Here is a 17,521-nt window from a genome sequence, read left to right on the forward strand (position 1 = left end):
CGGATTGGTGTAGGAACCTGTTTACAGGCGACCGCTCAGCATCGCTGGCAAGCAAGCTCCTACAAATGAATCCCCGATCCCAGCAATTCGCGGCGCTCGTCGCGTCGCAGCCGGACAACGAGCTTTTTCGCTTCAGCCTCGCCCAGTCCTTGTTGGCCGAGGACCGGCCAGCCGGCGCGCTGGAGCACCTGCAATTCTGCGCGGTCAGAAAGGCCGACTGGATGATGCCGCGCATCCTGCTCGGCAAGACGCTTCTCGGACTCGGCCGGCGGGCCGAGGCGAAACCCTGGCTGGAACAGGCGCTGCAGCTCGCCGTGGTGCAGGCCCACGAGGACCCGGAACGGGAACTGCGGGCGATACTTTCCGAACTGTAGGAGCGGCTTCATGCCGCGATAGGGCGCTGAATCGCGGCATAAAGCCGCTCCTGCAATAAGAGGCCTATCCCCAAAGCGGCGCGGGATACTTGCCGGCGGCAATCAGGGCGCGGATCGCCGCCTGCGACGCGGCGAGGTCCTCGCGGTAGGTGATGCCGAACCAGGCGTCGCTGCTCCGGAGCAAGGCCACCTTGGCTTCGCCCCGCTCATTCAGTATGCTTAGAGCCGTGGGCAGGTAGAACTCGGCCTTCGGGTCCCCGGCGTTCTTCGCCATGAAGTCGGCAAACAATTTCTCCAATTGCGGAAAGATCTGCGGCGTGAAGCCCCAGAAATTCATCGAGACGATCTCGTCGCCGGTCAGCGCCTTGGTCGTGCCGTCGGCGCCGGTGTAACGCGCCCCGCCGGCGGTCTTCTCGATCCTGGTGATCTCGGTGATGCTCTTCAACCGGCCGGCGGTATCGGTGGCGCACAGGCCGCGGCTGACCGTGCCGAACTCGGACAGCGTCTGCTTCAGCGGATAGCCGACCATCGCCTGGTCCGCCGACGTGGCGAAGTGCGCCGCCAGCGCCCGATAGCCCGCGGCGCCGTAGAAATCGTCGGCATTGATGACGGCGAACGGGCGCCGCACGGCGGGGCGTGCCGCCAGCACCGCGTGGCCCGTGCCCCAAGGCTTCGTCCGGGGTGGAACCCGGCCTTCAGCCGTCGCCGAGCCTATGGCTGACAGGCCGGGCAGGTTGGCTTGGGTCTCCTGAAAAACATACTCCACTTCCATCCGCGACTCGAGCCGCCGGCCGATGGTCGCGCGGAAATCCGCCTCGATGTCCTTCCGGATCACCAGCACCAGCCGGCCAAAGCCGGCCTGCAGGGCGTCGTAGGCGGAATACTCGATGATGAGTTCGCCCGCCGGGCCGACCGGCTGCACCTGCTTGAGGCCGCCGAACCGGCTGCCCATGCCCGCGGCGAGGATGACGAGGTCGAAGGAAGGCTTAGCCACGGTGGACACGGAACACCGGGAAACCCCCGCCGTAAAACAAAAAGCCGCCGCTGAAGGCGACGGCTTAATTGGTGCCAGGGGCGAGGATTGAACTCGCGACCAAAGGCTTATGAGTCCTCTGCTCTACCACTGAGCTACCCTGGCGTGGGTTTCCCTGTACCCGGGAGATCGCCCCGACAAGTCGGGGCTGAGCTACCCTGGCGAAAGGGACGCGGAAGAAGTCACATTTTTCCCGGGAAATCCACAAGATTTTTCTCGTCCCCGAACCGGCCCGCGGGCGTCGCGAAACGAAGCCTTTTCATGCAGGCGTTTTCGCCTACAGTGGCCCCGCATGACTCAACCCACCCGCGGTGACGAGGCCAGCACGTTTGACCTGCTGCGGCGGGTCAAGTCGGACGGGCTGTCAGCCGACACCCGGGCGCAGCTGGAACTCGCCCAGGACAGCGCGACGGACAAGCAGGCCGCCATCCTGTTAGCCGAGGATAGCGCCCTCCTGCGCAAGGTCATTGTGCAAATCCTCCATATGCTGGGCTACACGAACGTCACGGAGGCCGTCGACGGCCAGATCGCACTGGACCTGCTCGCCCAACAGGAGTTCGACCTCGTCCTGCTCGATATTGAAATGCCGCGCGTGAATGGATTCGAAGTGCTGGCCGCGCTCAAAAAGAATCCCGCCCTGCGTCACCTGCCGGTCATCGTGGTCTCGGGGCTGGACCGGCTGGATGCCGTCGTGCGCTGCATCGAGCTCGGCGCGGAGGATTTCCTGCCCAAGCCGGCCAATTCCGTCCTGCTCGGCGCCCGCGTCGGCGCCTCGCTCGAGCGCAAGCGCCTGCGCGACCTCGAGCGCCTGCGGCTGCTCGAGCTGCAGCGGGAAAAGCAGCTCCTCCTGACCGAGCAGGAAAAATCCGAGAGCCTGCTGCTGAACATCCTGCCCAAGGTCATCGCCGAGCGGCTCAAGCGCGGCGAGCACACCATCGCCGAGCGCCACACGGATGTCACCGTGCTGTTTGCCGATCTCGTGGATTTCAGCACGCTGGCGAACCATACCGACGCGCAGGAACTCGTCGCGTTGCTCAACGACCTTTTCTCGCGCTTCGACCGCCTGGCCGACCGCCATGGCCTGGAGAAAATCAAGACCATCGGTGACTGCTATCTCCTGGTGGGCGGCCTGCCCGAACCGTCCTCGCGGCATGCCACGGAGGTGGCGGCCATCGCGCTGGACATGCTCGCCGCCCTCGCCGATCTCAACCGCGAGCGCGGCCTCAAGCTGAGCATGCGCATCGGCCTGAATTCCGGCCCGGTCGTGGCCGGGGTCATTGGCAGCCGCAAGTTCACCTACGACCTGTGGGGCGTGGCCGTGAACCTCGCCCAGCGCGTCCAATCCTCGGGTCTGCCCGACCGGGTGAACGTCTCCGCGAACACCTATGAGCTGTTGAAAGAGGATTTCCGTCTGATCGAGCGCGGCACGGTGGAATGCAAGGGCATCGGCCAGGTGAGAACCTACCTGCTCGAGGGGAAAATCCCGCCCGCTCAGATGTCGTCCGGCCCCAGCCAGCGGAAGTAGCCGACCACGAAGCGCCGGCCGAAGCCGGGCATCAGGTCGGGGGTGCGCTGGACGATGGCTTCGCAGAAGGCCGTGGCCTCGACCTTGGTGGGATCGGCCGGATTCACCGCATCGCCATAGGCGCGGATGCGGAAAGTGTCGGAGCGCACCACCAGCATCGGACCGATCGCATTCATGATCTGGTTGAAATTGGGTGTGCCCGTGATGGGAAAAATGGTGGCGAGATAGGTGGCGAACCCCACGGTTGAGGTGAAGGGGCCGTTGGCCGGTTTCCCGGCGGTCGTCCCGGCAAAATTATTGCCGAGGAGATTCCCTTTCGAGATCACATTGCCCGACGTGATCGTTGTCACGCCCGGTGCGGTGTTGTAGGTGTCGAGCAGGCAGCGCCAGACCTGGGTCGAAGCAGTGTTGATGTTGATCGTTCCCGAGGCGTATTGGTTTCCCAAAACGCTCCACGGAGTCAGCGTCACGTAATGGAAACAGTCTTGCAACACGGATGGGGTCACCGGTGACAGCACGCCCAATTGTTCATACGACACGACGCCGGGCAGGACGGCGGTATTCGCGTCGATCGCCGTCTTGAGTTTCAACTGATTGGAGAGCATGGACGGCCCGATGCTCGGCGCGACCGCCGTGATCACCCTTTTGCCCGCGGGCGCATAGGCCCCAACCTTGATGCCCTCATCGGTGACCAGATAAGCGTAATGGCCCACCGTGACCGGGGCCCCCGGTGAGGTGGCGGTGCTGGCGACGACAATGGGCAGCCGGCCGGCAATCACATGCTCCTTCTCCACGTTGGCCGACGTGGAAGCTGCCGCCCCCACCGTATTGCCGGAGATCAGTTCGACGGTGTCGGTCCCGGCGCTCGTCGGGCCGACCGCCCCCGAGGTCAGCCAGGTCACGAACGAGCCGTCATTTCGCCAGATCCCACACCAATAGCGGGTCGAGGCGTTCTGGTTGATCGCGATTCCCGTGATGCCCGCCATGCCGGTGATCCGGCTGTCGTCGCCGGCATGGCGCTGGAGTTCGCTCAAGGCGAAATTGAGGGCCAGTTGGGCGTTCTGCCGGGCCTGGGCCTGCTGCACGGCGGTCGAGGCGACCTGCGAATTGACCCGGGTCAGTGAACTGAGCGCCAGCACGGCGAGCACCAGCAACGCCAGCAGCGAGAGCGTGATGATCAGGGCGAACCCCGCCTGGCGGTGAGATGGTCGGCCTGTTCTCATAGCGCCGTCCCCCGCACTTCGATTCGCCGGGTGTAGACATGCGAATTGGCCTCGACGACCGCCCACCACCATTCCGCGTCCGACGCGTAGTTGGGCGGCCGGGTGACCCGGCCGGCGCCATTTTCCATTTGGGCCAGCAACGTCGCGCCTTGCTCCGTGAGGATCCTGACCATCACATCCGCCACATCCGGGAAGCGGTTGGCGTCGGCGGCGGCCCCGGGGTCTTGCGCGACGTGGACCAGATCGGTGTTGTCAGCGGGAAAGATGCGGCGCAGCCCGCCCGTGGTCGTGTCGCGAACGTGAAGCCAGACACCGAAGTCCACCACGTTCGTCGCGAGGGCGTCGCTGCCGTTGGGGTTGGTTAGGGTCGGTTGGTTACGGGTTCCAGCCGGCGTGGCCGAGCGGCTGGCGTAGCTGGGCGCGGTCACGTTGTTTCCGCCGGTCTGGGTGTTGGCCGCGCCGACCGCGGCGCGGAACAGCGTGTAGCGCACATCCGCCGGGCTGGCGGCACTGATCGCCCCGGTGACCGGCCGGCGGGCGATTTGATAGGACACGGCGACCGGCAGGCTGCCGGCCGATTCGACATTGGTGGTGATAAAGCGGAGCCAGGCACCCGACAGACCAAAGCGGGCATCGCTGATCACCGGCGTTGCGCCCCCCACGGTGCCGGGCACGAGCCGCTGGCTCTCGGTGGTGGCGGGCTTGATCGAGGTCGTGGGCACGAGCCAGCCATGGCTGGTCAGGCTGGCCGGGGTATTGATGACATCCACCGCCAGCCATGGGCCGCCGTCCTTGCGAAACACAGCGGCCTGCAGGTCGCGTTCGACGAGATCCAGCAGCAGTTTGGCCTGGGTGGCGGTGGAGAATTTATCCTGCGTGCGATGCCAGAGATTGAGGGTGTTTGTCACCACCGTCAGCATCAGTCCCGCCAGCACCAGCGTGATGGTGACGGCGACCAGCAGCTCCAACAGCGTGAACCCGCACCGATTGGCCAGCCGTTTCATCGGGTAAGCGAGAGCGTGAAGGTGACTTGCTCGCGGTCCGCCGGCGCGGTCGCCGAAGCCGAGCCGGGGGTGAAATAAGGCCAGGACACACGCACCTGCAGCGCGAGCACGGCGCCACCCGGGTCATAGGCCAGAGGAGCCTGGTTGAAGGTCCACGCTTCGATCAGGAAAAACCGGTCGTCCTGGGCCACCTGATCGGCTGCGGCCGGGGGCAGGTAGCTGAGCGACTGGATGCGGGTGGCGTCGCGCGACGCCACAAGGGCCAGAGTGGCCGGCAGCGGCGCGGCCATCGGCTTGGTCTGGCCCGCCAGGGCATCGAAGCCCCCCACTCGGTTCAGGCGACCGAGTTCCACCCTGATCGCGTCCGGCAGCCGCAACGCCGTGAGCGAGTCGGCCGAAGCGGCCGCTTGCCGGGAAAGCGGCGCCAGCAGGGCGAGGATGACGGCCACGGCGGTCGCAAAGATCCCGACCGCGATGATGACTTCAACGAGGGAAAAGCCGCGGGGCTGGCGCCAGGGAAATCGCATCAGAAACCGGCCCGGGCGTTGATCAAGGCCGGCACGCCGTAAACACTCAGCGTCAGGCCGCGCACATTCTCCGGACTCTCCAGTTCGACCGGGGATTCGCCGGCGAGATAGGAACCGGGCGGCCGGACATGACCGGCCGCGAGGACGATATCCCCCGGTTGCGCCGTGCCCGCGGAGGAGGAAAGCGTGAAGCTCACCCATTGCTCCGTCACCGGGCTGTTGATGGTTTCAGCCGTGATCTGATTCGAACGCAGGGCGGTCGAACGCAGAGCCGAACCGTCCGTCTTGATCCAGGGGGTCGATGTGTTCGCGGCAAACAGTCCGGCGGGAATGGTGCCGAAGTTGCCCGGCACAACATAGATACCGTCCGGCAAAAAAGCATCCGACACCGTTTGCCAGCCGGTCGTGGTTTGGGTTTGGATCGCGACATAGCGCAGGTAGCGCAAGGGCTGGCCGGTGCTGGTGACGTCAACGTGCACGAGGACCCGGGCCGACTGCCCGCTGGCCATCGCTTTGGTGCGGGCCGCCGTGACAAGGTTTGCCAGGGTGGCTTGCGCGGACTGCAGCGCCGCCGATTTGCCGCCGCCCGCCAGGCCGCCCGCGATGAAGAACGAGAAGACGGCGATGAGCCCGATGACAACCAGCAGCTCCAGCAGGGTAAAACCAGAGGACCGGGGACGGGAGACGGAGGACTGCAATGAGACCGGTTTCATTTCCAGCTGAAGATGAACTCGGGGTTTGCGGCGTCGGCACCGGGCGCCGGGGCATAGAAGATCACCCCGGCCCGCACCCCGGCGGCGGGGAAATCCGTGGCGCTGGGCGTCATTCCGCCGACCGCCGGCAGCACGGTGAAATCGCTGCCCTGCTTGATGACACCGTCGAGATTCCGGTCCACGAGCACCGCGATCTCGGTGTTGTCGAAGGCGTCGTGCAGCAGGTTGGACGTCGGGGAGGAGGCGTTGGTGAAATCAGAGTCACTGAAGGAATAGAAGCGGACGAGCTTGCGGTTCTGCGCCTCGGGTAACTGGGAGTCGGTGCCGGGGGTGTAAGCCGGCAGCGCGGAGCCGTCGCGGCGTTTCGCGGCGAGCACGTCATGGAACAGGTGCAGCATGGCCTGATCCGTGGTCTGGCCGGGCGGGTTGACGAGGTTGGAGCTGTGCAGCACCGGGTAGTAGCCGTATTCGGCGCGAAAACCCTCCATGGCGGCGGCCCACTGGCTGAACTGCACCTTGGTCCGGGCCTTGTTGGCCGAGACCCGGGCCGAGCGCACCGCCGGAAAGATGAGCGCCGCGAGGATGCCGATCACCGCGATGACGGAGAGAAGTTCGAGCAACGTGAATCCACGGGTGTGACGGCGCATGGCGATCAGCGATTGGCGTAGAGGTTGTCGAGGTTGAGCGGCCGTCCGTCCAGCTGGGTCGCTTCGTAAGCGGCACTAATGAGACCATCGCTGGGGATTGGCAACGTCACGTTCCCGTCGGGGCCGGCGGACAGCAGGACGAATGAAGAGTTTTTCCAGCTCGCCCCGGGGTTGTAGGCGTAGCGGTAGGGATTGCCCCAGGGATCGAGCACCGCGTTGACCGCATTGTCCGCCGCCGTCGGGCTGGTCAGGGTGAACCGGGACTTCTCGAGGAGCACGCGCTGCTGCGCGGGAAAGTCGGTGGCGCCGAGCTGCGGCCCTCGCTGGCCGTTGAGCGCGGCATAAAGCGCCTGTCCCGACGCCGTGTCGGTCGAAAGCGAATCGGACAGGATCCGCGGATAATCTCCATAGATGCGCTTGTAGGTTTCGAGGGCGGCTGAGAGCGCCGCGAGTTCGGCCTTGGCGCGGGCCGTCTTGCCGGCCTCGGAAGCCCGGCGGCCGACGCCGATGACGATGCCGGCCAGGATTGCGATGAGGGTGATGACCGCCAGCAGCTCCAGCAGGGTGAAGCCCCGCCGCGACTGTCCAGATGGGCGGCGAGAATCCATAGCGGCCGGCTTATTCTTCGTCCGCCTTGAGCGCGGTGATGATCGAGAAGTCCTCGAGCGTCGTGGTGTCGCCCTTGATGTCGCCGGAGGTCGCCAGCTCCTTGAGCAGGCGGCGCATGATTTTCCCGGAACGGGTCTTCGGCAGGCCGGCGGCAAAGCGAACGTCGTCGGGCTTGGCGAGGGAGCCGATCTCCTTGCCGACGTGGGCGCGGAGCTGCTCCTTGAGCGCGTCGCTGGCCACCATGCCGGACTTGAGCGTGACAAACACGACGAGCGCCTGGCCCTTGAGATCGTCGGGGCGGCCGACGACGGCGGCCTCCGCGACGGACGGGTGCGAGACCAGCGCGCTCTCGACCTCGGCGGTGCCGATGCGATGGCCGGAGACGTTGAGCACGTCGTCGATGCGCCCGACCACCCAGAGGTAGCCGTTCTTGTCCTTGCGCGCGCCGTCGCCGCAGAAATACAGGCCCGGGATCTCGCTCCAATATTGCTTCTTGAAGCGGTCGTCGTCGTTCCAGAGCGTGCGGAGCATCGAGGGCCACGGCTGCGTGAGGAAGAGCTTGCCGCCGCTGTTGACGGGGACCTCGACGCCCTTTTCGTCCAGCACCTTCGGCACGACGCCGAAGAACGGCAGGGTGCACGAACCGGGCGTGGTCGGGATGGCGCCGGGGAGCGGCGTGACCATGATGGCACCGGTCTCGGTCTGCCACCAGGTGTCGACGATTGGGCAGCGTTTCTTGCCGATGAGCGTGTGATACCACATCCACGCCTCGGGATTGATGGGTTCGCCCACGGAGCCGAGGAGGCGGAGCGAGGCGAGGCTGTGCTTCTTCACGTAGTCGTCGCCCCAGCGCATGAACGCGCGGATGGCGGTCGGCGCCGTGTAGAAGATCGTTACGCCGTGCTTGTCGATGATCGACCAGAAGCGGTCGGGCTCGGGCTGGTTGGGGGCGCCCTCATACATGAGCACGGTCGCACCGCAGCTGAGCGGGCCGTAGACGACGTAGCTATGGCCGGTGATCCAGCCGATGTCGGCGGTGCACCAGTAGACATCGGTGTCCTTGAGGTCGAAAACGTAGTGCGACGTCATCGTCGTGCCGAGCAGGTAGCCCGCGCTGGTGTGGAGCACGCCCTTCGGTTTGCCGGTGGAGCCCGACGTGTAGAGAATGAAGAGAGGCGTCTCGCTGTCGTGGGCCTTCGCCTTGTGCGTGATCGGCGCGCTGGCCATCAGGTCATGCCACCAGCGGTCGCGACGCTCGGTCATGACGACGGCGTTGCCGGTGCGCTTGAGCACGACGACGTGCTGGACGGTGGGCGTGTGCGGCAGGGCGCGGTCGACATTGGTCTTGAGCTCGACGACCTTGCCACGGCGCCAGCCGCCATCGGCGGTGATGACGAGCTTGGCCTGGCAGTCGTTGACGCGGTCCTTGATGGCCTCGGCGCTGAAGCCGCCGAAGATCACCGTGTGGATCACGCCCACGCGCGCGCAGGCGAGCATCGCCACGGCGGCCTCGGGCACCATGGGCAGGTAGATCGCCGCCCGATCGCCCTTCCTGAGGCCGAGCGATTCGAGGACATTGGCGAACTGGCAGACCTCGCGCTGGAGCTGGGCGTAAGTGATGGTGCGGGTGTCGCCGGGCTCGCCTTCGAAAATAATTGCGGCCTTGTTGGCGCGAGCCGTTTGCAGGTGCCGGTCGAGACAGTTCTCGGAAACGTTTAACTGTCCACCCGTGAACCACTTGGCATGCGGCGCCTTCCATTTGAGGACGCTGCTGAAAGGTTTCCGCCAGGCGAGAAATTGTTTGGCTTGTTTGCCCCAAAACCGGTCTGGAGCGTTGACAGACTCAAGGTAGAGCCTACGGTAAGTCGCGTAGCTGCCAAGGTTTGCTTGGTTCTTGAATTCAGCCGATGGTTTGAAAATCCGGCTTTCGCGAGACACCGAGGTAATCGTTTGGTCCGTCACTAGTTTTTTCCTCTTGATTGGGGTTGAAGCTTGCTGGTTCCGAAATGCCCCCGACGGATTGCACGGTCAAGCTCAGGCAGTTGCATAAAATCGTTTTGTATGGATAAAGACAACCCGTCGGTCGCCGCTTCCACGGCATCGCCGACTCCCTCCCCCGCTCCGGCCCAGCCGGACAACAGCATTCGCGTCGAAGGCATCCTCGATCTCGACAACAGCCGCAATGGCCAGTTGCTCGACCTCGCGAAGCACGGCAAGCGCCGGCCGACCGACCCCTTTGTGCCGCGCGAACTCGTGCGCCGCTTCCACCTGAACCAGGGCAGCATGATCACGGCCATGGCGACGCCGGACGAGCGCTTCCCCAACCCGAAGGTCCGCTTCATCGAGAAGGTCGACGGTCTGGACCTCGAGGCGCGCCGCAAGTCCCTTGAGTTCGCCAATCTCACGACCATCACGCCCAACGAGCAGATCAAGCTCGAGTTGAAGGACGGCCGTATGACCACCCGCGTCATGGATCTCTTCGCTCCCATCGGCAAGGGCACCCGCGGCCTCATCGTCGCCCCGCCCCGCACCGGCAAGACCACCTACCTGCGCGACATCGCCCTCGGCGTCCTGCAGAACCATCCCGAGTGTCACGTCATGATCCTCCTCGTGGACGAGCGCCCCGAGGAAGTCACCGACTTCAAGCGCAGCGTGCCCTGCGAGGTCTGGGCCTCGTCCAACGACGACCCGGTCGAGAACCACATCCGCATCGCCGATCTCTGCATCGAGCGCGCCAAGCGTCTCGTCGAGGCCGGCAAGGACGTCGTCATGCTCATCGACTCCCTCACCCGCCTGGCCCGTGCCCACAACACCGCCAAGAACTCCGGCCGCACGGGCACCGGCGGCCTTGATGTCCGCGCGCTCGAGAAACCCCGCCAGCTCTTTGCCTCGGCCCGCAACACCGAGGAAGGTGGCAGCCTCACCATCATCGCCTCCATCCTGATCGAGACCGGCAGCCGCATGGACGATGTGATTTTCCAGGAATTCAAGGGCACCGGCAACATGGAGCTCGTCCTCGACCGCAAGGCGGCCGAGATGCGCATCTGGCCGGCGGTCAATGTCGCCTCCTCCGGCACCCGCAAGGAGGAGCTGCTCCTCGACGAGAAGACGCTGGAGGCCATCCACTTCTTCCGCCGCGCCCTTGTGCAGCAGAAGATCGAGGAGGCCACCGACACCATGGTCACCCGCCTCAGCAAGACCAAGACCAACGCCGAATTCGTCAAACTCATCGTCAAGTAACTTCACTCTTGCGCCGGCTTTTCGCCCTCGCGAGAACTTCCCTTCCTTATTTTCACCCTCTGACACGAAAGACTCCTGAATGAACAGTTTCTCCGAGCAATGTCTCGATATGGCCCGGTCGATGTTGGCCCACAACCTCGACGCCATTAATGCCGACGGCACCGTCACTCCCATTCCCGGCGAAAGCCCCCGTTCCGACGAGCCCGGCCACGTCGCCTTCGCCCTGGGCGAATATTACCGCGCCACCGGCGAGACCACGCTCAAGGGCTACGACCTGATCGACCTGGCCGCCCGCACCATCACCGCCCAGGCCTTCACCGAGCCTGCCGGCGAGAACGGTGTCGCCTATGCCTCGCTCGGCCTCCTGTCCTTCGGTCCCTCCAAGGAACGCAACCCCGTCTGGGAGCGCCTCGTCGAGGAGACCCGCCAGAAGCTCGACAAGCTCCTGCTCACCCGCAGCGACTACGACAACTACTGGCAGGCCTTCAACATCGCCAAGGCGGTGTGCCGTTACAGCCTCGGCCTCTCCAAGAAGGACGAGACCTCGCGCCTCATCGAACGCCTCGCGGAACGCATCGAGCAGACCAGCTCGGCCGGCTTCTTCGACGACGTCGAGAAGGGCTACGGCGGTCACTTCAACCTCTACGGCGTGATGACCCTGGTCTTCACGCGCTCGGCGCTGCAGCTCCACGCCAACTCCGCCCTGCGCGAGCGCAAGCTGCCCACCCTCCGCACCTACGCCGAGAAATACATCAAGCTCATGCCCGACATGGTCCGCCCCGACGGCCTCGGCTGGGCCTACGGCCGCGCCGCCGGCGCCTACGGCCAGATGCACTGCATCACCCTCATCCTGCAGGGCCTGCGCGACGGCTGGATCCCCGACGACCAGAAGAACAAGTATTTCGATATCCTGCGCCGCCTGTTCTACTATTTCTTCCAGACCTACCTGGACCAGGAGCACGGCTTCCTCGACATCCGCGACGACGAGCGCACGGCCTACGCCTCGCACACGACGCGCATGGCGAACTTCGACGCCGCCCGCTACCTCTGCCAGTGGTCCCGCCTCGCGAAGACCGTCCAGATGCCCGACAACGTCAAGGTCGAGCCGGCGCGCACCAGCGGCCGCTTCGTCATCTTCGACAAGTCCAACCGCAAGGAGCAGGGCCTGTTCCTCTACCGCGACGCCGAGTCCGGCCTGCAGGTGCAGCTGCCGCTCGTCAGCTCGGGTGTCGACTGCACGGCGGACAACCTGCCCTTCCCGCACAGCCCGGGCGTCTTCGACTGGCCGAACAACGTCTACCTGCCCGTGATGACCCCCGAGCTCACGTTCGGCGAGAATGTCACCCTGCCGGCCTTCTACGGCCAGAAGTGCGTGACCGGCCTGGGCCTCAAGAACTCCTTCTACTTCCGCTACGAGCAGCCCGAGCTCATCAACACCAAGGAGGAGATCGTCAAGGGCCTCGGCAGCGTGAAGGTCCAGTGGACGTTCACCGGCAGCAAGATTTCCGCCGAGTTCGCCTATACGGTCAAAAACCAGGTGCAGCTCGACAAGTTCCGCTTCGCCCTCGTCATCGGCGCGCCGCACTCGAAATACCGGATGCCCACGTCGCCCGCGCTCGGCCCCCACGGCCACCGCTGCTCGGTGCTCAAGGACGACTTCCACGCCAACTGGGCGGAGACGGAGGTGGTCAGCGCCGACCCGGTCTACCGGACCAACTACGGCAAGCTGCACTACGTCCAGATGTTCACCCGCGACCACCCGCTCATCATGCGGCCCGGCCAGGTCTACCGCTTGGCGGTCAGCTTCGATCCGGAACTGACGGTTGCCGGCGCCTGAGTTGGGTGGAACGCGGCTTCTGGACGCGTTTTCAGGATTTGCGCCGAACCAACCCGCCCGGCGGCCGGGTTCCACCTTCCAGATTGTCACGTCCTTGTTAAATCCCAACAACTTGTGCGGCCAAGGCCCGCGGCTTGCTTGCTAGCCGCGCCATATCGGGTTTGCCTTGGCGCACCTCCTCCCTCCTCCCATGGCCAAAGATCCCACCGCCGCCCCCTTTTCCGCCACTCCCCCCACCCCCAAGCAGGAAGACGAACTCATCAAGCGCGTCCACCAGGATCTGATCGACGACTACGATGAGGAACTGGAGATGGAGCGCGAGGATTGGGAACACCTCGAGCCCGGCGCGCCCGCGCGGCCGGTGGAGACGGACAGCACCCGGGAGGCGCGCAACACGTATTTCAAGGAGCTCTTCCGGATGCAGGGCGAGCTGGTGAAGATGCACGACTGGATCGTGGCCAGCGGCCACCGGCTGGTGATCCTGTTCGAGGGCCGGGACGCCGCCGGCAAGGGCGGGGCCATCAAGCGTATCACGCAACGGCTTAACCCGCGCGTCGCCCGCGTGGCCGCCCTGCCCGCGCCCTCCAGCCGCGAGAAGACGCAGTGGTATTTCCAGCGCTACATCGAGCACCTGCCCGCCGCCGGCGAGATGGTGCTGTTCGACCGCAGCTGGTATAACCGCGCCGGCGTCGAGCGCGTCATGGGGTTCTGCAACGACGAGGAATACGAGGAGTTCTTCCGCTCCGTGCCCGAGTTCGAGAAGATGCTCGTGCGTTCCGGCATCCAGCTGATCAAATACTGGTTCTCCATCACCGACGAGGAGCAGGAGTTCCGGTTCCGCTGCCGGATCAACGACCCGCTCAAGCAGTGGAAGCTCAGCCCGATGGACCTCGAGTCCCGCAAGCGCTGGGAGCAATACACCAAGGCCAAGGAAATCATGTTCAAGCGTTCGCACATCCCCGAGGCCCCGTGGTGGGTCGTGCAGGCCAAGGACAAGAAAAAAGGCCGCCTCAACTGCATTCATCACCTCCTTTCCCAGGTGAAATACACCGAGGTCGCGCACAAGGCCATCAAGCTGCCGCCGCGGGAGCACAATCCCGACTACAAGCGCGAGCCCATTTCCCCCAAGATGCTCGTGCCTGAGGTCTACTGAGTCGGTGGCCCGGGGCAGGAGGTGGAGCGCATTGACCTCAATGCGCTTTGCCCGCCACCCGCAGCAGACCGCGCGTTGCGGTCAACGCACTCCACCTTTGGGTGATTCCCGCTGCAGGCCCGACTGCAGTTCCCAACTCAGACCGGGGCAATCGGGGGAAGCTCCGGCGGCATTGGCGGGAGCTCAACCGGGGCGGGTGCGGCCACCGGCTTGGCGCGTTTCGCTGCAGCCTTGGGCGCAACGCGCTTGCGCGGGGCCTTCTTCGTCCCAAGGGCCATCAGCTCAGCCTTGAGCGACTTCACGGCCTTGCGGAGCTTCTTGGCGGTGCGCTTGGCCACCTTGAACTTGTCCTTGGCGTGCCGGAAACCAAGCTTGGCCAGCTTGGCCAGCTTCTTGGCGTGGTCGGCCTGCCTTTGCGCCGCGGCGATCCGGCTGAGCAGTTTCTTTTTGGCGGGAGCGGCGGGAGCGGGAGATTTCGTGGTCATGGACTTGGGAAGGGGTTGCGGGCCGAAGAGCCTCCCTACCCTTGGCCAAGCCAAACCCGACCGCAACGCTCCGAATGTTACATTTTCCGGGGTCAACACCCCCTTGCAATCAGGTCGCTACCGGCGTGGCGGGTGTCGCGATCTCCGCCTTGGGCTTCGGCGTGCCGACGAGCACGCCGAGGTGCTCCTGGATCTTCTGGAAGAATTCCACGTTCAGGTCGCCCACCGGCACCTCGTAGAGCTGGTGCGTCGGCATGTGCTCGTAGATCTGGCGCTGGTTGTCTTCGGTATAGCCGCGCAGCTTGATGAGCTTCTTGCGTTCCAGCATCAGGGCGAGGAACTGCAGCAAAGGCGTGTTCAGGGCCTGGGATCCCGGGTCCGGGGTCTCGGAGCCGGCGGGCGTGGCCAGGGTCAGGAAAAGATTGTCGGCCGTCAGCTTGAGATTCCGGGCCGGATCCTCCTCGGCCTTGCGCTGCTTGAAGCCCACCACCCAGCGGCAATAGACGAACGCCGGCGGCATGAAGCGCCCGCTTGCCGCGCCGAAGCCGGGCGAAGGCTGGTCCTCGCTTTCCAGCAGGTCGCGCCGGGCGACCTCGCCCGTCGCCTCCCGCACGAGATAGCTGGCAACGCGGTCGTTTTCGGCGAAATCGCGGCCGCTGACGAAACACTTTGTGGCAATCGGGTGAAGAGTTAACTCCATGGGCGTTTTCTTGTTTACCCCCGCGAGCCCTGAACGCTAGCAAATTTCCGCATGAAGGGCCGCCTCATTGCCGTCGGGGACATCCACGGCTGCCACAAGGAGTTCGAGGAGCTGCTCGCCAAGCTCGATCTGGGGAAGGACGACCGGTTGATCCTCCTTGGCGACCTGATCAACCGCGGCCCCGACAGCGGCAAGGTCGTCGAGCTGGCCCGGCAGTATGCCACGGCCTCGCTCCTCGGCAACCACGAGCTGCGCCACCTGAATTACCGGCGGACGGACGACCCGAGCCATCTCAAGAAATACGACTACGCCACGATGGAGCAGCTCCGCGGCAAGGACTGGGACTACCTCGCGGACATGAAGCTCACCTACGAGGACGAGGAACTCGGGGTGGTCTTCGTGCATGCCGGCTTCCTGCCCGACCGGCCCTGGTCGAAGCAGCCGGCGCGCATCGTCACGCGCATCCAGGTCGTCGGCAAGGACGGCGAACCGCACAAACGCGCCGAGGAGCCCGAGGCCCCGCACTGGTCCGAGTTGTGGTCCGGCCCGCCGTTCGTCGTCTACGGCCACACGCCCCGGCCCGAGGTGACGCGCACCAAATGGACCCTTGGCATCGACACCGCCTGCGTGCTGGGCGGCAGCCTGACGGCCTATATTTTGCCCGAAAAACGGATTGTGCAGGTGAAGGCGCGGGAAGCCTACTTCAAGACGTAGGCTCAGAGGACGGGGAACGGAAGATCGAGGACAGCCCGCCATCCTCAACCGGCTCGGCGCCTTCGGCTGCAGGCAGCGATTATCTGTTGTCCGTTCTCCATCCTCTGTTATCTGTCCTCTGCTCACCATGACTGCCTCTCCCGCCGCGCCCCTGCTGCTGTGCCTCGACCTGCAGCCGGTGTTCCTGGCGGCGATCAGTGACAGCCAGCGGGTTCACTGGCGTTGTTCATTCGCTTTGGAGGCCGCCAAGGGTCTCGGCCTGCCGGTGGTCTTCACCGAGCAGGTGCCCGACAAGCTCGGCTGCACGGCAGAGGACCTGCTCGCGCTCTGCCGCGAACCGGAGGTGCTGGCCAAGACCGCCTTCTCCCCGTTTGCCGAGAAGAAACTGGCTGCGCACTTTCGTGCCAAGGGCCTGAAGCATCTGCTCATCTGCGGTCTGGAGACGCCCATCTGCGTTTATCAGACCGCCATGGACGCCCTGAAGGCCGGTTACAAGGTCACCCTGCTGGCCGACTGCCTGGGCGCGCGCCGCGCCGCCGATGCCACCACCGTGCTGGCCCAGCTCGCCCATGCCGGCTGCAACGTCCTGCCAGCGGAGACGGTCTTCTACGCACTCGTGCACGAGGCCAGTCATCCCTTCTTCCGCGACTACACCAAACTCGTTAAGAAATACGGTTGAACAGTCTTTGCGCTGTCCTCCGTTTTCTGTTCTCTGTCCTCTGACCTATGGCTGACATTTCCACCACCCTCGCCGTTCGCGACGTCAAGAGCCTCGATCCCAAGGGCGGCGACACCTTCGCCAGCGTGCTGCTGATCAAGCGGCTGGCCGAGCGCCCCACCAAGACCGGCAATTCCTTCCTCGCGGTCGAGCTGGGCGACAAGACCGGGTCATTCACGGTCAATTGCTTCAGCGACAATCCCGCCTTTGAATTTTTCAAGGGCCTCAAGGAAGGCGCCATCGTCCGCATCGAGGCCAAGGTGGACTACTACCAGAACCGGCTTTCGCCGCGCCTGCTGCGCGCCGAGCAGATTTCCGCCGACCAGCTCGCCGGCTCGCCGCTCATGGCGAACCTGGTCGAGACGGCGCCCGAGGACGCCGATGCCCTGTGGAAGGAATTCGAGGGTCACATCGCCGCGATCGGCCACACCGAGATGCGCGCCACGGTGCAGGCGGTGTTTGACGAGATCGGCGCCCAGTTCCGCATCGCCCCCGCCGCCGTCGCCATGCACCACGCCTACCGGCACGGCCTGCTGGAGCACACCTGCCACATGGCGCGCGCCGCCCGCGCCCTGCTGCCGCTTTACCCGGAAGTGGACGCCGATCTCGCTCTCGCCGGCGTGCTGGTGCACGACACCGGCAAGGTGATCGAATACCAGGGCGACCTGGTCACCTCGAAGAGCCGCAAGGGCATCCTGCAGGGCCATGTGGTCCTCGGCTACCAGCTCGTCCGCAAGGCCGGGCTCAAGGCCAAGCTCAACCCCGATCTGCTTGAGCGGCTTGAGCACATCGTGCTCAGCCACCAAGGGGAACTTGAGTGGGGCGCGGCCGTCATCGCCGCCACCCCCGAGGCCGTGTTCGTCGCCAAGATCGACGACCTCGACGCCAAGATGGGCATGGTCCAGAAGCTCCTGCGCCAGGCCGGCGACTCCGACGAATTCTCCGACCGCCACCTCGGCCTGAACGCCCAGCTGCTGCTCACGAAGCCGCAGAAGTGAAATCTTTGGAGGCGGGACTAT

General features: G+C 65.0%; 18 protein-coding genes and 1 tRNA gene. 8 read left to right on the forward strand and 11 right to left on the reverse strand.

Going from position 1 to position 17,521, the window contains the following annotated elements:
- Positions 1-65: 65 nt before the first annotated feature.
- Positions 66-374, forward strand: a complete 309-nt coding sequence (locus BLU29_RS16735) for a tetratricopeptide repeat protein (RefSeq protein ID WP_091060346.1) — start codon at positions 66-68, stop codon at positions 372-374.
- Between the two features lie 64 nt (positions 375-438).
- Here the strand turns inward: BLU29_RS16735 and BLU29_RS16740 are convergent, their stop codons facing one another.
- Both BLU29_RS16740 and BLU29_RS16745 read right to left on the reverse strand, forming a co-directional pair.
- On the reverse strand, positions 439-1,368 hold the full coding sequence (locus tag BLU29_RS16740) for an NTP transferase domain-containing protein (protein ID WP_091061249.1): 930 nt from the start codon (positions 1,366-1,368) through the stop codon (positions 439-441).
- Between the two features lie 69 nt (positions 1,369-1,437).
- A tRNA-Met gene (locus BLU29_RS16745) sits at positions 1,438-1,512 on the reverse strand.
- Positions 1,513-1,699: 187 nt separating this feature from the next.
- Between BLU29_RS16745 and BLU29_RS16750 the strand changes: the two genes are divergently transcribed.
- The gene (locus BLU29_RS16750; protein WP_091060349.1) at positions 1,700-2,932 is read left to right on the forward strand and encodes an adenylate/guanylate cyclase domain-containing protein; all 1,233 of its coding nucleotides are present in this window, start codon (positions 1,700-1,702) and stop codon (positions 2,930-2,932) included.
- Here BLU29_RS16750 and BLU29_RS16755 read toward each other — a convergent pair.
- Genes BLU29_RS16755 through acs form a run of 7 tightly spaced genes read right to left on the reverse strand, consistent with a single transcriptional unit; the run spans position 2,899 to position 9,593 of the window.
- Positions 2,899-4,155, reverse strand: coding sequence for a hypothetical protein (locus BLU29_RS16755; protein ID WP_091060352.1), 1,257 nt, complete (start codon positions 4,153-4,155; stop codon positions 2,899-2,901). The genes BLU29_RS16750 and BLU29_RS16755 overlap by 34 nt on opposite strands.
- Positions 4,152-5,159 (reverse strand): prepilin-type N-terminal cleavage/methylation domain-containing protein, encoded by a 1,008-nt coding sequence (locus tag BLU29_RS16760; RefSeq protein WP_091060354.1) that lies wholly within the window; start codon positions 5,157-5,159, stop codon positions 4,152-4,154. Before BLU29_RS16760 ends, BLU29_RS16755 begins: the two co-directional genes overlap by 4 nt.
- Entirely contained in the window at positions 5,156-5,686 is a 531-nt protein-coding gene (locus BLU29_RS16765; RefSeq protein WP_157693955.1) for a prepilin-type N-terminal cleavage/methylation domain-containing protein, read from the reverse strand. The genes BLU29_RS16760 and BLU29_RS16765 overlap by 4 nt, the downstream gene beginning before the upstream one ends.
- Entirely contained in the window at positions 5,686-6,399 is a 714-nt protein-coding gene (locus BLU29_RS16770) for a prepilin-type N-terminal cleavage/methylation domain-containing protein (RefSeq protein ID WP_091060358.1), read from the reverse strand. Before BLU29_RS16770 ends, BLU29_RS16765 begins: the two co-directional genes overlap by 1 nt.
- Positions 6,396-7,046: a prepilin-type N-terminal cleavage/methylation domain-containing protein gene (locus BLU29_RS16775; RefSeq protein ID WP_091060362.1), complete on the reverse strand. Its 651-nt coding sequence runs from the start codon at positions 7,044-7,046 to the stop codon at positions 6,396-6,398. The genes BLU29_RS16770 and BLU29_RS16775 overlap by 4 nt, the downstream gene beginning before the upstream one ends.
- 5 nt (positions 7,047-7,051) lie before the next feature.
- The gene (locus BLU29_RS16780) at positions 7,052-7,654 is read right to left on the reverse strand and encodes a prepilin-type N-terminal cleavage/methylation domain-containing protein (protein ID WP_091060365.1); all 603 of its coding nucleotides are present in this window, start codon (positions 7,652-7,654) and stop codon (positions 7,052-7,054) included.
- 10 nt (positions 7,655-7,664) lie between these two features.
- Positions 7,665-9,593 (reverse strand): acetate--CoA ligase, encoded by a 1,929-nt coding sequence (gene acs, locus BLU29_RS16785; protein WP_231962262.1) that lies wholly within the window; start codon positions 9,591-9,593, stop codon positions 7,665-7,667.
- 123 nt (positions 9,594-9,716) lie between these two features.
- On the opposite strand from acs, the gene rho reads away from it, so the two are divergent.
- The 3 genes from rho (at position 9,717) to ppk2 (ending at position 13,885) form a co-directional block, all read left to right on the forward strand.
- A complete protein-coding gene (gene rho / locus BLU29_RS16790) occupies positions 9,717-10,895 on the forward strand; it encodes a transcription termination factor Rho (RefSeq protein ID WP_091060369.1) in 1,179 nt (392 codons plus the stop codon).
- A gap of 79 nt (positions 10,896-10,974) precedes the next feature.
- Positions 10,975-12,732, forward strand: coding sequence for a hypothetical protein (locus tag BLU29_RS16795; protein WP_231962263.1), 1,758 nt, complete (start codon positions 10,975-10,977; stop codon positions 12,730-12,732).
- 190 nt (positions 12,733-12,922) lie between these two features.
- A complete protein-coding gene (ppk2, locus tag BLU29_RS16800; protein ID WP_091060373.1) occupies positions 12,923-13,885 on the forward strand; it encodes a polyphosphate kinase 2 in 963 nt (320 codons plus the stop codon).
- Positions 13,886-14,022: 137 nt separating this feature from the next.
- On the opposite strand, the gene BLU29_RS16805 is transcribed toward ppk2, so the two are convergent.
- Together BLU29_RS16805 and BLU29_RS16810 are read right to left on the reverse strand one after the other, a co-directional pair.
- A complete protein-coding gene (locus tag BLU29_RS16805) occupies positions 14,023-14,370 on the reverse strand; it encodes a hypothetical protein (protein WP_091060376.1) in 348 nt (115 codons plus the stop codon).
- A gap of 109 nt (positions 14,371-14,479) precedes the next feature.
- On the reverse strand, positions 14,480-15,070 hold the full coding sequence (locus BLU29_RS16810; protein WP_091060379.1) for a hypothetical protein: 591 nt from the start codon (positions 15,068-15,070) through the stop codon (positions 14,480-14,482).
- 51 nt (positions 15,071-15,121) lie between these two features.
- Here BLU29_RS16810 and BLU29_RS16815 point away from each other — a divergent pair, with 51 nt between their 5' ends.
- The 3 genes from BLU29_RS16815 (at position 15,122) to BLU29_RS16825 (ending at position 17,500) form a co-directional block, all read left to right on the forward strand.
- Positions 15,122-15,784, forward strand: a complete 663-nt coding sequence (locus BLU29_RS16815; RefSeq protein WP_091060381.1) for a metallophosphoesterase — start codon at positions 15,122-15,124, stop codon at positions 15,782-15,784.
- 127 nt (positions 15,785-15,911) lie between these two features.
- Positions 15,912-16,463 (forward strand): isochorismatase family protein, encoded by a 552-nt coding sequence (locus tag BLU29_RS16820; protein WP_091060384.1) that lies wholly within the window; start codon positions 15,912-15,914, stop codon positions 16,461-16,463.
- A gap of 47 nt (positions 16,464-16,510) precedes the next feature.
- Positions 16,511-17,500, forward strand: coding sequence for an HD domain-containing protein (locus tag BLU29_RS16825; protein ID WP_091060386.1), 990 nt, complete (start codon positions 16,511-16,513; stop codon positions 17,498-17,500).
- The last annotated feature ends 21 nt before the right edge of the window (positions 17,501-17,521 follow it).

Origin of the sequence: Opitutus sp. GAS368, assembly GCF_900104925.1 — a bacterium.
Lineage (GTDB): Bacteria > Verrucomicrobiota > Verrucomicrobiia > Opitutales > Opitutaceae > Lacunisphaera.

What these genes read in the sequence shown, in the direction of transcription:
- BLU29_RS16735 (WP_091060346.1), top strand. Translation starts at nt 66, where the DNA reads ATGAATCCCCGATCCCAGCAATTCGCGGCGCTCGTCGCGTCGCAGCCG.
- BLU29_RS16750 (WP_091060349.1), top strand. Translation starts at nt 1,700, where the DNA reads ATGACTCAACCCACCCGCGGTGACGAGGCCAGCACGTTTGACCTGCTG.
- BLU29_RS16755 (WP_091060352.1), bottom strand. Translation starts at nt 4,155, where the DNA reads ATGAGAACAGGCCGACCATCTCACCGCCAGGCGGGGTTCGCCCTGATC.
- BLU29_RS16760 (WP_091060354.1), bottom strand. Translation starts at nt 5,159, where the DNA reads ATGAAACGGCTGGCCAATCGGTGCGGGTTCACGCTGTTGGAGCTGCTG.
- BLU29_RS16765 (WP_157693955.1), bottom strand. Translation starts at nt 5,686, where the DNA reads ATGCGATTTCCCTGGCGCCAGCCCCGCGGCTTTTCCCTCGTTGAAGTC.
- BLU29_RS16770 (WP_091060358.1), bottom strand. Translation starts at nt 6,399, where the DNA reads ATGAAACCGGTCTCATTGCAGTCCTCCGTCTCCCGTCCCCGGTCCTCT.
- BLU29_RS16775 (WP_091060362.1), bottom strand. Translation starts at nt 7,046, where the DNA reads ATGCGCCGTCACACCCGTGGATTCACGTTGCTCGAACTTCTCTCCGTC.
- BLU29_RS16780 (WP_091060365.1), bottom strand. Translation starts at nt 7,654, where the DNA reads ATGGATTCTCGCCGCCCATCTGGACAGTCGCGGCGGGGCTTCACCCTG.
- rho (WP_091060369.1), top strand. Translation starts at nt 9,717, where the DNA reads ATGGATAAAGACAACCCGTCGGTCGCCGCTTCCACGGCATCGCCGACT.
- BLU29_RS16795 (WP_231962263.1), top strand. Translation starts at nt 10,975, where the DNA reads ATGAACAGTTTCTCCGAGCAATGTCTCGATATGGCCCGGTCGATGTTG.
- ppk2 (WP_091060373.1), top strand. Translation starts at nt 12,923, where the DNA reads ATGGCCAAAGATCCCACCGCCGCCCCCTTTTCCGCCACTCCCCCCACC.
- BLU29_RS16805 (WP_091060376.1), bottom strand. Translation starts at nt 14,370, where the DNA reads ATGACCACGAAATCTCCCGCTCCCGCCGCTCCCGCCAAAAAGAAACTG.
- BLU29_RS16810 (WP_091060379.1), bottom strand. Translation starts at nt 15,070, where the DNA reads ATGGAGTTAACTCTTCACCCGATTGCCACAAAGTGTTTCGTCAGCGGC.
- BLU29_RS16815 (WP_091060381.1), top strand. Translation starts at nt 15,122, where the DNA reads ATGAAGGGCCGCCTCATTGCCGTCGGGGACATCCACGGCTGCCACAAG.
- BLU29_RS16820 (WP_091060384.1), top strand. Translation starts at nt 15,912, where the DNA reads ATGACTGCCTCTCCCGCCGCGCCCCTGCTGCTGTGCCTCGACCTGCAG.
- BLU29_RS16825 (WP_091060386.1), top strand. Translation starts at nt 16,511, where the DNA reads ATGGCTGACATTTCCACCACCCTCGCCGTTCGCGACGTCAAGAGCCTC.